The sequence below is a fragment of the Bacteroides sp. HMSC067B03 genome (genome assembly GCF_001811315.1).
Lineage (GTDB): Bacteria > Bacteroidota > Bacteroidia > Bacteroidales > Bacteroidaceae > Bacteroides > Bacteroides faecis.
Genome location: NZ_KV804471.1, coordinates 25,593 through 39,727 on the forward strand (window position 1 = coordinate 25,593; position 14,135 = coordinate 39,727).

A 14,135-nucleotide genomic window follows, 5' to 3' on the forward strand; every position below is an offset into this window, starting at 1 on the left:
ATCTGTTATGCTTTAGCTTCCTGTTTCGGTTTCCGGTCGAAGAACGGATTCTTTGAAGACGCACTTACCGGAATGGCCATAACCATCTTGCAGTCTTTCAGCCAATGAAGGCGTTGTGCTGCCAGTCCGGCTGAGAACATGACACGTGTGTCTACACGCATATCGGCTGCTGTGGCACAGGCGGAACCGATGGCGATGCCTACATCGATGCTGTTCAATGCGCAGGGGACGTCTTCCGTACGTCCGGCACATGTCGCAAATCCGCAATGTCCGCAATTCAATCCTTGCGCTTGTTCGCGTGTACCTATCAGTACAACACATTCGGCACTCAGGATGTTGTCGGCATCCCGAAGGAAAAACTTCATGCCGTGTTCTTCTACCATAGCTATCATTTTGTCCGACAGCAGTTTGATTTCTTCATCCGTGATCAAAGCCACTTCAATGACATCTATTCCTTTCCCTTTCGGAGCAGTACGTGCGGCGGTCATCATCTGGCGTGCTACCTGTAATATATGCTCGTGACGGGCATCTCTTTCATTCAGTATCATAACTTTTCTCGAATTAATTAGTGAGGCAAAGATAACGTTTTTCAAGAAAATAGTACCTTTGCCGGAAAGAAAGAATTGAAAACGCCATGCTACATATCAACAATGCTTGTATCGCTTTTGGGACAGAAGTGCTTTTCTCCGGGTTAAATCTGAATATGGAGAGGGGAGAAACGGCCTGTATTGTAGGACAGTCCGGTTGCGGAAAGACTTCATTGCTGAATGCGGTGATGGGTTTTGTTCCTTTGAGGGAAGGGACTATCAAAGTAGGGGATACCTTGCTGGACAAATCAACGATTGATATAGTCCGCCGGCAGATTGCATGGATTCCACAGGAATTGGCTTTACCCTTTGAATGGGTAAAGGAAATGGTGGCTCTTCCGTTTGACCTGAAAATTAATCGTTCTGCTCCTTTCTCGGAAGAGAGGCTTTATGATTATTTTGATGAGTTGGGACTGGAGCATGATTTATATGCGAAGAGGGTGAATGAAGTCTCTGGTGGACAACGGCAGCGTATCATGTTGGCAGTAGCTGCCATGCTCAACAAGCCTTTGATTATTATTGATGAACCGACATCGGCATTGGATGCCGGATCGACGGACAAAGTGCTGGCTTTCTTCCGGCGGCAGGCAGAGAAGGGGGCGGCTGTATTAGCTGTATCCCACGATAAAGACTTTGCTTCGGGCTGTCATTATTTAATAGAACTATAAACGAAATTTAATACTAGCATAAAGGGGATTTATTTTGGGAACCATCGACATATCATACTATAATTTGTTTATCGGCCTGCTTTTGCTTGCCATTCCATTCTTTTATCTCTGGAAATTCAGGACCGGTTTGCTGAAACCTGCTGTGACAGGTACGCTTCGAATGATTGTCCAGTTGTTTTTTATCGGCATCTATCTGAAATATCTTTTCTTATGGAATAATCCTTGGATCAATTTCCTTTGGGTGATTATTATGATATTCGTTGCCGGGCAGACAGCACTGGTACGTACTCAACTGAAACGGAGCATTCTGCTGATCCCTATCTCGGTAGGCTTTTTTTGCAGTGTGGTAGTGGTGGGATTGTATTTTATCGGTATTGTCCTCCAGCTGGATAACATATTCAGCGCTCAATACTTTATTCCGGTATTTGGAATTTTAATGGGAAATATGCTTTCGAGTAATGTGATCGCATTGAATACCTATTATAGCGGATTGAAACGGGAACAGCAGTTGTATCGCTATTTATTGGGGAACGGTGCCACACGGCAGGAAGCTCAGGCTCCCTTTATAAAACAAGCTATTATCAAGTCGTTCAGCCCTTTGATCGCGAATATTGCAGTGATGGGACTGGTCGCTCTTCCGGGTACGATGATCGGACAGATTCTGGGAGGCAGTAGTCCGAATGTAGCGATTAAATATCAGATGATGATCATGGTAATCACCTTTACGGCATCTATGTTATCACTGATGATAACCATTTCACTGGCTTCCCGACGCTCCTTTGATGCATACGGGAAACTGTTGGAAGTAACGAAAGAAACGAAGAAATGACAATCATTGACCGGATATTCCAAAAAGTAGCAGAACTGTCCATCCCGCATTTTTTCATTACCGTGGAGTTCCCGGCAATTGGAAATGAAATGCCGGAACGTATCGAGACCTTCTTATGGGAGAAATACCGGGCAATTCTTCGTGGTGCAAGCGGTCGCAAATTTGTCTATACAGAAGGAGAGTGGCGTCTTATTTTCACTTTCTTTCCTACAAACAAAGTCGTGGATGAGCGATATGCACTGAAAAATAAGGTGCAGATGAAGTTTCACAAATAAAAGGAGATTCGCTTCCCAAAAGAAATCTGGTGAGTGGTTACTTTCCTTTCAGCTTCTCCCGCATGCAGCGAAGCTGAACGAATTGTTCTCCTGGCTGTATATATCCGCTTTTCAACATCCGTTCTGAAATTTGGAATTTATCAAGATGATGGCGTATATACTTTTCTAAACCAATGGATTGCTTTTTGACGAAAGACTCAAACTCAACCTTTCCATCTTCGTGAATAAATACTTTCGCTTTAATCGTACGGAGCCCCGAATCTTTGCAATGCTTGGCTTCTGCTTTGTCTATCCAAAAGATAGCGGTAGCCTTTACCGTATCTACTATGCAAGTTTCCGTACCATCAACGCTCATGTTTTCAGCGATGGAATCATCGGAATTCTGATTCTGTTTCTGTTTCATTTGACAGGAAACAGCCAAAATAATTACTAAACAGCAGGATAGAATTGTTTTCATCGTGTTCTAAATTAAAGGATATGCGACAAATTTACTAAAAAAACGATAACATAGGAGTTTATTCCTATTTTATTTGCTATATTTGCAACCAAATTTTCTCTAAATAATGAAAATTAAGGAAATAGTAAGCGCCCTTGAACGATTCGCGCCTCTGCCATTGCAAGACGGTTTTGATAATGCCGGCCTGCAAATCGGATTGACAGATGCGGAAGCAACAGGGGCTTTGTTGTGTCTTGACGTTACCGAAGCTGTGTTGGATGAAGCTATCGCGTTGGGATACAATCTCGTCATATCGCATCATCCTTTAATATTTAAAGGTTATAAATCCATTACCGGCAAAGATTATGTGGAACGCTGTATACTGAAAGCAATAAAGAATGATATTGTGATCTATTCAGCACATACCAATCTTGACAATGCACAGGGTGGGGTGAATTATAAGATAGCCGAAAAGATCGGGCTGAAAGACTTGAAAGTTCTTGAGCCGAAGGAAAATAGCCTGATGAAGCTGGTGACTTTTGTTCCTGCCGCTCAGGCTGATATGGTAAGAAATGCACTTTTTGCTGCCGGTTGCGGCAATATCGGCAATTATGACTCATGCAGCTACAATCTGGAAGGTGAAGGAACATTCCGTGCCAAAGAAGGAACACATCCTTTCTGTGGAACAATAGGGGAGCTTCATCGCGAAGGAGAGGTGAGAATAGAAACCATTCTTCCTGTATTCAAAAAGTCAGAAGTAATCAGAACGCTGTTGTCTGTTCATCCTTATGAAGAACCTGCATTCGACTTGTATCTGTTGCAAAATGACTGGACACAGGCAGGATCGGGAATTGTTGGCGAACTGGAAGAGCCGGAGACGGAACTGGAATTCCTGAAACGTATAAAGAAAACGTTTGAAGTAGGATGCCTGCGTCATAATAAACTGACAGGCAGGGAAATACGGAAAGTGGCATTGTGTGGGGGTGCAGGAGCATTCTTGCTCTCACAGGCCATCCGGTCGGGAGCTGATGTTTTTATTACAGGTGAAATTAAGTATCATGATTATTTTGGCCACGAAGGAGATATCCTGATGGCAGAAATCGGTCATTACGAAAGCGAACAATATACAAAAGAAATTTTTTATTCCATAATCCGGGATTTATTTCCTAATTTTGCGCTCCAATTGAGTAAAATAAATACGAATCCCATAAAATATTTATAAGTAAAATGGCTAGAGAAGCAAAAAAAGATCCGACTGAGTTGACGGTAGAACAGAAGTTGAAAACACTGTTCCAACTGCAAACTATGTTGTCTAAGATTGATGAAATCAAGACATTGAGAGGTGAACTTCCATTGGAAGTGCAGGACCTTGAAGATGAAATCGCTGGTTTGAGTACCCGTATCGACAAGATCAAAGCTGAAGTGGATGAACTGAAATCTGCTATTGCAGGCAAGAGAGTAGAAATTGAAACGGCAAGGGCTTCAGTAGAAAAATATAAGTCACAACAAGACAACGTCCGCAACAACCGTGAATATGATTTCCTGACAAAGGAAATCGAATTCCAGAGTCTGGAAATCGAACTTTGCGAAAAGAGAATCAAAGAGTTCAGCGCAGACAGAGAAGAGAAAGAAGCTGAAGTAGTTAAGAACGAACAAATACTCAGTGAAAGACAGAAAGACCTCGAACAGAAGAAGAGTGAACTGGACGAAATTATCTCTGAAACCAAACAGGAAGAAGAAAAACTGAGAGATAAAGCTAAAGATCTGGAAACTAAGATCGAACCGCGTTTGTTGCAGTCGTTCAAACGTATCCGTAAGAACTCTCGCAATGGATTGGGTGTTGTATATGTACAGCGTGACGCATGTGGCGGTTGCTTTAACAAGATTCCGCCTCAGAGACAACTGGATATCCGTTCTCGTAAGAAAGTGATCGTTTGCGAATATTGCGGACGTATCATGATCGACCCGGAATTGGCTGGTATACAGATTGAACATAAAGTAGAGGAAGCTCCGGCTACTACTACCAAAAGAGCAATCAGAAGAAAAACAGCTGAATAAGATACTAAGTTTGAATCTATATTCGAAAGCTCCGCATTTGTGCGGGGCTTTTTTTGTTTCTTCTAACTTTACTGTCCTTCTAAACAAACCTAACCTTGAATTGTTATCTTTTCATTTCATAAAAACCTGAACTGAATATGAATGTACGAGCGTGGAGTGTATCACTCCTTTTGTTTCTTTCGACTGTAACTGCGGTTGGACAAACAGTGAACCGCTATTTGAATACTCCTCTTCCTAAAGAATGGGAAGAGAGTGGAACAGTGTTTCAACAGACTCTTCCGGTGGACGATCACTGGTGGAAGTCTTTTCAGGACACCAAGCTGGACTCTTTGATTGCTTTGGCAGTAGACCGAAATTACTCCGTAGCAATGGCTATTAACCGTATAGCCGCCGCACGTGCCAACCTTTGGGCAGAGCGCGGAAATTTCTTTCCATCTATCGGACTGAATGCCGGGTGGACCCGACAGGAAACCAGTGGAAATACCAGTAGTTTACCTCAATCTACCGAGCATTATTATGATGCTGCAGTTAGTATGAGCTGGGAAATCGATGTCTTCGGCAGTATCCGCAAGCGGGTAAAAGCACAAAAAGAAAACTTTGCTGCCAGTAAAGAAGAGTATGCAGCGGTTATGGTGTCTATGGCAGCAGAAGTAGCCTCAGCCTATATTAACCTGCGGGAATTGCAACAGGAACTTGAAGTGGTAAATAAGAATGTTGCTTCGCAGGAAGAAGTTTTGAAAATCACGGAAGTACGTTATAATACCGGACTTGTTGCCAAACTGGATGTAGCACAGGCCAAATCTGTTTTGTACAGTACCAAAGCCTCCATACCACAATTGGAAGCAGGTATCAATCAATATATTACGACACTGGCTGTTTTGTTGGGGATGTATCCGCAGGAAATACGCCCTGTATTGGAAATCACCGGAACCTTGCCTGATTACATGGAACCGATAGGGGTGGGTATGCCGGTTGATTTGTTACTGAGAAGACCGGATATACGAGGTGCGGAGAGAAGTGTGAATGCTCAGGCCGCATTGCTCGGCGCATCCAAATCCGATTGGTTGCCGAAGGTCTTTCTGAAAGGTTCGTTTGGATATGCAGCCCGTGATTTGAATGATCTGGTGAAAAGCAAAAGTATGACTTATGAGATTGCTCCTTCATTGAGCTGGACAATCTTTAGCGGGGGGCAACTGATAAATGCAACAAGACTGGCGAAGGCGCAGTTGGATGAATCTATCAATCAATTTAATCAGACGGTTCTGACTGCAGTACAAGAAACGGATAATGCCATGAACTCCTACCGGAATTCGATCAAGCAGATTGTAGCTTTGCGGGAAGTACGTAATCAGGGTGTCGAAACCTTGAAGCTTTCACTAGAACTTTATAAACAAGGACTTTCTCCTTTCCAGAATGTGCTTGATGCACAGCGGTCTCTGTTATCTTATGAGAATCAATTGGTACAGGCGCAGGGAAGCTCGTTACTGCAACTGATAAATCTTTATAAAGCACTGGGAGGCGGTTGGAGAGAATAAAAGAATCTATAAATAAAATATAACCTAACGGATATGAAAAAACTAATGTATATTTTTCTTGTATTGTCGGTATTGACTGGTTGCAAGGAGAAAAAAAACGCCGGGGCAATGAAGGGAATGCCGACGCCGGCAATTAGCGTAGCGAAACCTATAGTGAAGGATATCACTTTGACGAAAGATTATCCGGGCTATCTGACGACGGAGAAGACTGTAAATCTTGTAGCCAGAGTGAACGGAACATTACAGTCTGTTTCTTACACACCGGGCGGACGGGTAAAAAAGGGGCAACTGCTGTTTGTAATAGAGCCTGCCTTATATAATGATAAAGTGGCGCAGGCGGAAGCTGAACTGAAAACAGCTCAGGCGCAGCTGGAATACGCTCGTAATAATTATAGCCGGATGAAAGAGGCGGTGAAGAGTGATGCTGTGAGTAAGATACAAGTGTTGCAGTCGGAATCGTCTGTGAAAGAGGGGGTAGCGGCTGTCAGCAATGCGGAAGCTGCTTTAAGTACAGCACGTACAAATTTAGGGTATTGCTATGTCCGTGCTCCTTTTGACGGGACAATCAGTAAATCGACAGTCGATGTCGGCAGCTATGTAGGCGGTTCTTTGCAACCGGTCACATTGGCCACTATTTATAAGGACGACCAGATGTACGCGTATTTTAATGTCGCTGATAATCAATGGCTGGAGATGTCTATGAATAATCAGCAATCGGCGAAGAGCCTCCCGCAGAAGATTATGGTTCAGTTGGGGAAAGAGGGGGCTGAAACTTATCCGGCAACACTGGATTATCTGTCACCGAACGTGGATTTGAATACAGGAACTTTGATGGTTCGTGCCAACTTTGACAATCCGCAGGGGGTATTGAAAAGCGGATTGTACGTCAGCATTACATTGCCTTATGGAGAGGCTGATCATGCAGTTCTTGTGAAAGAGGCTTCAATCGGAACCGATCAGCTCGGTAAATTCCTGTATGCTGTTAATGATTCGGATATAGTACGTTATCGGCATATTGAGGTAGGACAATTGATTAATGATACCTTACGCCAAGTATTGGGAGGACTTTCACCTCAGGAACGATATGTAACCGAAGCTCTGATGAAAGTCAGGGATGGAATGAAGATAAAGCCGATACCTTGATATGATCGGTTTGTTGGTTTTCCCCGAACGGTGTAGGCAAGTAACTATTTGTCCTTAACTAAATATTAATCGTAAACTTATATATTATGTTTTCTAAGTTTTTCATTAACCGACCAATCTTTGCTACCGTACTTGCCCTGCTCATTGTGGTAGCCGGTTTGATCGCGCTCAATATATTACCTGTGGCGCAATTTCCCGAGATAACGCCTCCGACAGTACAAGTGTCGGCTGTCTATCCCGGTGCAAATGCCGAAACTGTAGCCCAAACAGTAGGGCTTCCCATCGAACAGCAGGTGAATGGGGTGGACGGTATGCTTTATATGTCTTCAAATTCTTCCTCTTCGGGAGCATATTCGTTGACAATAACATTTGCCGTCGGTACAGATATTGATATGGCTACCGTGCAAGTCCAGAACAGGGTAAGTGTTGCACAGTCCTCCCTGCCGGAGCCTGTAGTGGTGCAGGGAGTAACGGTGCAGAAACAGTCTTCCAATATCGTCATGTTTTTGACAATGACTTCGCAGGATTCCGTTTACAACAGTCTTTATCTGACTAACTATGCAAAACTGAATTTAGTCGATCAGTTATCGCGTGTGCCGGGTGTAGGGGCTGTTAATGTCATGGGAGCGGGTGATTACTCCATGCGTATCTGGCTGGACCCTGAAGCCATGCGTATCCGGAACATCTCTCCGGCACAAGTGTATCAGTCTATCCAATCTCAGAATATGGAGGTGTCCGCCGGTTATATCGGTCAACCTATTGGAAAGGACAATAAAAACGCTTTTCAATATACGCTTAATGTACAGGGACGACTTACTTCTCCGGAGCAATTTGGAAATATTATCATTCGTCGGGAACAGGATGGGGCAATGCTTCGTCTCAAAGATATTGCGCGAATAGATTTGGGGTCTGCTTCTTATAATGTAGTATCCCGGTTGAAAGGTAAGCCTACCGCAGCTATTGCTATCTATCAGCAACCGGGTTCCAATTCGCTGGACGTTTCAAAAGGGGTGAAGGCAAAAATGGAGGAAATGGCAGCTAGTTTTCCCGCAGGAATTGCCTATAACGTAACCTTGGATACAACGGATGTAATTCATGCCTCTATTGATGAGGTAATGGTGACATTCTTTGAAACAACACTGCTTGTGGTACTGGTAATTTTCTTGTTTTTGCAGAACTGGAGAGCGGTTATTATTCCTTGTATCACCATTCCTGTATCATTAATCGGTACGCTGGCAGTCATGGCAGCATTTGGTTTTTCCATCAATACGCTTACTTTGTTCGGATTGATTCTGGCAGTTGCCATTGTTGTGGATGATGCCATAGTGGTGGTTGAAAATGCTTCGAGATTATTGGAAACCGGACAATATTCGACTCGTGAAGCAGTAACGAAAGCCATGGGAGAAATTACAGGACCGATTGTCGGAGTGGTGCTTGTGCTGCTTGCTGTATTTATTCCGACGATGATGATCAGCGGAATTTCCGGTCAGTTGTATAAGCAATTTGCATTGACAATTGCTGCTTCCACAGTATTGAGTGGTTTTAACTCATTGACACTGACACCTGCTCTCTGTGCGTTGTTTTTGGAAAAGAGCAAACCATCTAATTTCTTTATATACAAGGGATTCAATAAAGCGTATGATAAAACGCAGGGAGTGTATGACAGCACGGTGAAGTGGTTGCTCCAGCGCCCGGTCATTTCTTTTGTGTCTTTTGCTGTTTTGACGGTTATTGCCATCATACTCTTTATGCGTTGGCCGTCGACATTTATTCCGGATGAAGATGATGGTTATTTTATAGCTGTTGTTCAGCTCCCTCCGGCAGCCAGTCTGGAGCGTACGCAAGCTGTCGGGGATAAAATCAATGCTATTTTGGATTCTTATCCGGAAGTGGAGAATTATATTGGAATCTCCGGTTTTTCCGTAATGGGAGGAGGTGAGCAGAGCAATTCCGCTACCTATTTTGTTGTTCTGAAAAACTGGGATGAAAGGAAAGGGAAGGAGCATACGGCTGCTGTCGTTGTCGACCGTTTTAATGGGGAAGCGTATATGGAAATCCAGGCTGGCCAGGCATTTGCTATGGTACCTCCGGCTATTCCCGGTTTGGGTGCCTCCGGTGGTTTGCAACTTCAGCTGGAGGACCGGAGAAATTTAGGGCCGACGGAAATGCAACAGGCTATTAACTCGCTGCTTGCTTCTTATCATTCCAAACCGGCTTTGGCTTCTGTATCCAGCCAGTACCAGGCAAATGTTCCGCAATACTTCTTGAATATCGACCGTGATAAAGTGCAATTCATGGGTATTGCCCTAAATGATGTATTCTCGACATTAAGTTACTATATGGGTGCGGCATACGTGAATGATTTTGTTGAATTTGGCCACATTTATCAAGTGAAAATAGAAGCACGTGACCAGGCGCAACGGGTTATTGATGACGTTTTAAAACTAAGTGTTGCCAACTCGGCAGGAGAGATGGTGCCTCTTTCTTCCTTTACCAAAGTGGAAGAACGGTTGGGGCAGGATCAGATCAATCGTTACAATATGTATTCGACAGCTGCTCTGACCTGTAACGTAGCTCCCGGCAGTAGCTCAGGACAGGCTATTCAAGAAATGGAAGCTTTGTTCAAAGAACAGTTGGGAGACGAATTTGGTTATGAATGGACATCGGTTGCCTATCAGGAAACGCAGGCGGGAAATACTACTACTGTTGTTTTGGTTATGGCTTTAATTGTAGCTTTCTTGGTTCTGGCTGCGCAGTATGAAAGCTGGACCAGTCCGGTAGCTGCTGTTATCGGGTTGCCTGTAGCTCTGCTGGGAGCGATGATAGGCTGTCTGATCATGGGGACTCCGGTCAGTGTCTATACACAAATTGGTATTATCCTGCTTGTTGCACTTTCGGCCAAAAACGGTATTCTGATTGTAGAATTTGCCCGTGATTTTCGTGCCGAAGGAAACTCTATTCGTGAGGCGGCATACGAAGCTGGACATGTTCGTTTGCGCCCGATTCTGATGACTTCTTTTGCTTTTGTATTAGGGGTGATGCCTTTGCTTTTCGCTGCCGGAGCCGGTGCACAGAGTCGTATAGCATTGGGGACTGCGGTCGTTTTCGGTATGGCAATGAATACTTTATTAGCGACGATTTATATTCCTAACTTCTATGAATTGATGCAGAAATTGCAGGAAAGATTTAGTAAGAAGAAGGATAATGATGTGAAAAAAGATACGAATATGTAAAAATAGAATATCGTTTGCAACGTATCTGAAATCAATAATATTATGGTGTCACTATGTGCTTGGGATACTGATACTATGTGTCTGGTATAGTGTCAGTATCCCAAGCACATAGTGACACCATTTTTATAGGATGTTATAATCGGGAATATCCTGAAGAAAGGTATAACTCTGATGTGCATAATCTATCCGGCAACAATAATGTTGCATTCCGTTGCTTACTATCAGATAATCAACTTTCAACACCATATTATAGCGGGTTATCTGATCGAATACGGCTTGTGTGATTTCGATGTGCGGGGCTTTGTATTCTACGATCATTCGCGCTGACAGATCTCTCCGGTAAAGCACGGTATCACATCTTTTGGTTGTACCGTTCAGCTTGACCATTACCTCGTTGGCAAGCAGCGCGCTCGGATATCCTTTGTGTGCAATAAGAAAGTGAACAAAGTGTTGACGTACCCATTCTTCGGGGGTAAGCGCGACATATCGTTTGCGAATCACGTCGAAAATTACATTTTTTCCGTTTCGTACGTTTATTTTAGTGTCGAATACTGGTAGGTTTAACGATAACATTTATTATTTTTGTAAGTTAAATAACGGTTTCTATTATTGGAACCACAAATTTAATAGATAATTATGAAAACGAAAGAAGAAATCGTAGCTAATTGGCTACCCCGTTACACAAAACGTAACCTGGAAGATTTTGGAGAGTATATTCTGTTGACTAACTTCAACAAGTACGTAGAGATTTTCGCAAATCAATTTGATGTTCCTATTTTGGGTAGAGATGCCAATATGATTTCTGCTACAGCCGAGGGCATTACAATGATTAACTTCGGTATGGGTAGCCCTAATGCTGCCATTATCATGGATTTATTGGGAGCTATTCGTCCGAAAGCCTGCCTGTTTTTGGGGAAATGTGGCGGCATCGACAAGAAAAATCAGATTGGCGATTTAATTCTTCCTATTGCTGCTATTCGTGGTGAAGGAACATCCAATGATTATTTTCCACCTGAAGTTCCTGCTTTACCTGCGTTTATGTTGCAGCGTGCCGTTTCTTCGTCAATTCGTGACTATGGCCGCGATTATTGGACGGGTACTGTCTACACTACTAACCGCCGTATCTGGGAACATGATGAAGTATTTAAGGAATATCTGAAAAAAACCCGGGCAATGGCAGTAGATATGGAAACGGCTACTTTGTTCAGTTGCGGTTTTGCCAACCACATTCCAACAGGCGCTTTATTGCTAGTGTCCGATCAACCTATGACTCCGGATGGAGTGAAGACAGATAAAAGTGATAATTTGGTCACCAAGAATTATGTGGAAGAGCATGTCGAGATAGGCATTGCTTCTTTGCGCATGATTATTGATGCAAAGAAAACTGTAAAACACTTGAAATTCGACTGGTAACCACCGGCCTTTCTAAAAATATATATGGCAAAACAAGAACTGACCTGTGATGATATCCTCAAAGAACTGAGGGCGAAGCAGTATCGTCCCATCTACTATTTGATGGGGGAAGAATCGTATTATATCGATTTAATTGCCGATTACATTACCGATAATGTGTTGAACGAAACGGAAAAAGAGTTCAATCTGACTGTAGTGTACGGGGCTGATGTGGATGTAGCGACTATCATAAATGCTGCAAAACGCTATCCTATGATGTCTGAACATCAGGTAGTAGTAGTCAAGGAGGCACAAGCAGTCCGAAACATCGAAGAATTATCGTACTATCTTCAGAAACCGCTTCATTCCACTATTTTGGTGATATGTCATAAGCACGGAACGTTGGACCGTAGAAAGAAACTGGCTGCTGAAGTAGAAAAGACCGGTGTGCTGTTTGAATCCAAGAAGATAAAAGATGCTCAGCTTCCAGCTTTCATTGCTTCTTATATGAAGCGGAAAGGAGTAGATGTGGAACCCAAGGCAACGGCTATGCTGGCTGATTTTGTCGGCTCGGATTTAAGCCGTTTGACGGGTGAATTGGAAAAGCTGATTATCACTTTACCTGTGGGGCAGAAACGTGTAACTCCCGAACAAATCGAGAAGAATATAGGCATAAGCAAAGATTATAATAACTTTGAATTACGAAGCGCTCTGGTTGAAAAGGATATTCTGAAAGCAAATAAAATAATAAAATACTTTGAGGAAAATCCAAAAACGAATCCAATTCAAATGACATTGTCTCTGTTGTTCAGCTTTTATTCGAACTTGATGTTGGCGTATTATGCACCTGATAAGTCGGAGCAGGGAATTGCCAATATGCTGGGATTAAGAACTCCTTGGCAAGCTCGGGATTATGCTGTTGCGATGCGCAAATATAGTGGAGTGAAGACAATGCAGATTGTTGGTGAAATACGATATGCTGATGCTAAATCAAAAGGAGTGAAGAACAGTTCAATGTCCGACGGAGATATTCTTCGTGAATTAGTGTTTAAAATTTTGCATTAGCGAAACTGAATATTCTAATAAATAAAAGGCATATACTTTTACTGTAAAGCAGATTAAGTATATGCCTTTTTTGTATGCTTCAAATAATACTTGGTTAAGCTCATAGTCAAATCTCTTTTTTAAGGTGAATATTTTACAATGAATCAGTTATTCTTTTCTCTTTATTTTTTATTCATGAAAAGGAATCTGAATAATTTCACTTTCTCTATTTAAATTCTCTTTTAGCAGTATTTCTCTTATTTAGTTTATACTATAATCATTTTTTAGAATTGAAAAAATCGGATTTCGTTCAGACTATAATATAGAATGGAAAACCATATTGGCATAGATAGATTTTATATAAAATAGAGGGAGACTCTTCTTTCTCCTAAACTTATAAAATGTCATTTTGATAATTCGGGAAAATAATTGAGGTGTTTTACTATGTTTTTCCTAGTTAGTCTAAATTTTGATATTGATAAAATGAGCTTAATCCGCTGTAGTATAGATTGTTATTGTGAAAATAATGCTTCTAGAATCGAAAAAAAATCATCAATCGACCGAATATGCAGAAATATGGCAAGGATTTGCTATTTGTGAGCTAGATCAGAGGTAAATGTAAAGGAAGATTTGAGTAGTTCTTAATATACATAAGTAAATGGCGTATTTTATCCCTTGATTTATTGCTGTTGCAACTATTGAAATTTACTTTTGTATAAACGTATTTGTTTGTTTGTGAATTTTATATTCGTGAACGCGATACAAATGTTATTATACGATGCTGAGTACAAAAGTAAATGCAGTAATTTACATTAATAATAATGTGTGTATAGATGTAATAGGAGGGCGGTTAACATTCTATCTTTATACTACTATATTATTGTATATCATATAAATATCATCTATTTCTAAATTATTACTCTAAAAAGGTGATT

At 42.0% G+C, this 14,135-nt stretch carries 13 protein-coding genes; 10 read left to right on the top strand and 3 right to left on the bottom strand.

Annotation, left to right across the window (positions count from 1 at the left end):
• Window positions 1-5 precede the first annotated feature (5 nt).
• Complete coding sequence (locus HMPREF2794_RS24060; RefSeq protein ID WP_010538032.1) at window positions 6-548, bottom strand: ferredoxin domain-containing protein; 543 nt, start codon at window positions 546-548, stop codon at window positions 6-8.
• Between the two features lie 86 nt (window positions 549-634).
• Between HMPREF2794_RS24060 and HMPREF2794_RS24065 the strand changes: the two genes are divergently transcribed.
• The 3 genes from HMPREF2794_RS24065 to HMPREF2794_RS24075 are packed head-to-tail and all read left to right on the top strand — an operon-like array spanning window position 635 to window position 2,359.
• The gene (locus HMPREF2794_RS24065) at window positions 635-1,255 is read left to right on the top strand and encodes an ABC transporter ATP-binding protein (RefSeq protein ID WP_070752918.1); all 621 of its coding nucleotides are present in this window, start codon (window positions 635-637) and stop codon (window positions 1,253-1,255) included.
• A 34-nt stretch (window positions 1,256-1,289) separates the two neighbouring features.
• Window positions 1,290-2,084 carry an ABC transporter permease gene (locus HMPREF2794_RS24070; protein ID WP_010538030.1) on the top strand — a complete coding sequence of 265 codons (795 nt, stop codon included), beginning with the start codon at window positions 1,290-1,292 and terminating at the stop codon, window positions 2,082-2,084.
• Window positions 2,081-2,359 (top strand): hypothetical protein, encoded by a 279-nt coding sequence (locus HMPREF2794_RS24075; RefSeq protein ID WP_010538029.1) that lies wholly within the window; start codon window positions 2,081-2,083, stop codon window positions 2,357-2,359. The genes HMPREF2794_RS24070 and HMPREF2794_RS24075 overlap by 4 nt, the downstream gene beginning before the upstream one ends.
• Window positions 2,360-2,396: 37 nt before the next feature.
• Here HMPREF2794_RS24075 and HMPREF2794_RS24080 read toward each other — a convergent pair whose 3' ends face one another.
• Window positions 2,397-2,816 carry a DUF4891 domain-containing protein gene (locus tag HMPREF2794_RS24080; protein WP_022301770.1) on the bottom strand — a complete coding sequence of 140 codons (420 nt, stop codon included), beginning with the start codon at window positions 2,814-2,816 and terminating at the stop codon, window positions 2,397-2,399.
• Window positions 2,817-2,922: 106 nt separating this feature from the next.
• On the opposite strand from HMPREF2794_RS24080, the gene HMPREF2794_RS24085 reads away from it, so the two are divergent.
• The 5 genes from HMPREF2794_RS24085 to HMPREF2794_RS24105 all read left to right on the top strand — a co-directional run bounded on the left by HMPREF2794_RS24085 (window position 2,923) and on the right by HMPREF2794_RS24105 (window position 10,764).
• On the top strand, window positions 2,923-4,017 hold the full coding sequence (locus HMPREF2794_RS24085; protein ID WP_010538027.1) for a Nif3-like dinuclear metal center hexameric protein: 1,095 nt from the start codon (window positions 2,923-2,925) through the stop codon (window positions 4,015-4,017).
• Between the two features lie 5 nt (window positions 4,018-4,022).
• Window positions 4,023-4,853 (top strand): zinc ribbon domain-containing protein, encoded by an 831-nt coding sequence (locus HMPREF2794_RS24090; RefSeq protein WP_010538026.1) that lies wholly within the window; start codon window positions 4,023-4,025, stop codon window positions 4,851-4,853.
• A gap of 137 nt (window positions 4,854-4,990) precedes the next feature.
• Window positions 4,991-6,388 carry an efflux transporter outer membrane subunit gene (locus HMPREF2794_RS24095; RefSeq protein WP_010538025.1) on the top strand — a complete coding sequence of 466 codons (1,398 nt, stop codon included), beginning with the start codon at window positions 4,991-4,993 and terminating at the stop codon, window positions 6,386-6,388.
• A gap of 33 nt (window positions 6,389-6,421) precedes the next feature.
• Window positions 6,422-7,531 carry an efflux RND transporter periplasmic adaptor subunit gene (locus HMPREF2794_RS24100; protein WP_022301771.1) on the top strand — a complete coding sequence of 370 codons (1,110 nt, stop codon included), beginning with the start codon at window positions 6,422-6,424 and terminating at the stop codon, window positions 7,529-7,531.
• Window positions 7,532-7,617: 86 nt separating this feature from the next.
• A complete protein-coding gene (locus HMPREF2794_RS24105) occupies window positions 7,618-10,764 on the top strand; it encodes an efflux RND transporter permease subunit (RefSeq protein WP_083312180.1) in 3,147 nt (1,048 codons plus the stop codon).
• A gap of 123 nt (window positions 10,765-10,887) precedes the next feature.
• Here HMPREF2794_RS24105 and HMPREF2794_RS24110 read toward each other — a convergent pair whose 3' ends face one another.
• On the bottom strand, window positions 10,888-11,337 hold the full coding sequence (locus HMPREF2794_RS24110) for a type I restriction enzyme HsdR N-terminal domain-containing protein (protein ID WP_010538022.1): 450 nt from the start codon (window positions 11,335-11,337) through the stop codon (window positions 10,888-10,890).
• 63 nt (window positions 11,338-11,400) lie between these two features.
• Here HMPREF2794_RS24110 and HMPREF2794_RS24115 point away from each other — a divergent pair, with 63 nt between their 5' ends.
• Window positions 11,401-12,177, top strand: a complete 777-nt coding sequence (locus tag HMPREF2794_RS24115; protein ID WP_010538021.1) for an AMP nucleosidase — start codon at window positions 11,401-11,403, stop codon at window positions 12,175-12,177.
• A gap of 24 nt (window positions 12,178-12,201) precedes the next feature.
• On the top strand, window positions 12,202-13,221 hold the full coding sequence (gene holA, locus HMPREF2794_RS24120) for a DNA polymerase III subunit delta (RefSeq protein WP_010538020.1): 1,020 nt from the start codon (window positions 12,202-12,204) through the stop codon (window positions 13,219-13,221).
• The last annotated feature ends 914 nt before the right edge of the window (window positions 13,222-14,135 follow it).

Excerpts from the sequence above, each read along its gene's own strand:
- HMPREF2794_RS24080 (WP_022301770.1), bottom strand. The coding sequence starts at position 2,816 with ATGAAAACAATTCTATCCTGCTGTTTAGTAATTATTTTGGCTGTTTCC.
- HMPREF2794_RS24085 (WP_010538027.1), top strand. The coding sequence starts at position 2,923 with ATGAAAATTAAGGAAATAGTAAGCGCCCTTGAACGATTCGCGCCTCTG.
- HMPREF2794_RS24110 (WP_010538022.1), bottom strand. The coding sequence starts at position 11,337 with ATGTTATCGTTAAACCTACCAGTATTCGACACTAAAATAAACGTACGA.
- HMPREF2794_RS24075 (WP_010538029.1), top strand. The coding sequence starts at position 2,081 with ATGACAATCATTGACCGGATATTCCAAAAAGTAGCAGAACTGTCCATC.
- HMPREF2794_RS24105 (WP_083312180.1), top strand. The coding sequence starts at position 7,618 with ATGTTTTCTAAGTTTTTCATTAACCGACCAATCTTTGCTACCGTACTT.
- HMPREF2794_RS24060 (WP_010538032.1), bottom strand. The coding sequence starts at position 548 with ATGATACTGAATGAAAGAGATGCCCGTCACGAGCATATATTACAGGTA.
- HMPREF2794_RS24095 (WP_010538025.1), top strand. The coding sequence starts at position 4,991 with ATGAATGTACGAGCGTGGAGTGTATCACTCCTTTTGTTTCTTTCGACT.
- HMPREF2794_RS24115 (WP_010538021.1), top strand. The coding sequence starts at position 11,401 with ATGAAAACGAAAGAAGAAATCGTAGCTAATTGGCTACCCCGTTACACA.
- HMPREF2794_RS24090 (WP_010538026.1), top strand. The coding sequence starts at position 4,023 with ATGGCTAGAGAAGCAAAAAAAGATCCGACTGAGTTGACGGTAGAACAG.
- holA (WP_010538020.1), top strand. The coding sequence starts at position 12,202 with ATGGCAAAACAAGAACTGACCTGTGATGATATCCTCAAAGAACTGAGG.
- HMPREF2794_RS24065 (WP_070752918.1), top strand. The coding sequence starts at position 635 with ATGCTACATATCAACAATGCTTGTATCGCTTTTGGGACAGAAGTGCTT.
- HMPREF2794_RS24100 (WP_022301771.1), top strand. The coding sequence starts at position 6,422 with ATGAAAAAACTAATGTATATTTTTCTTGTATTGTCGGTATTGACTGGT.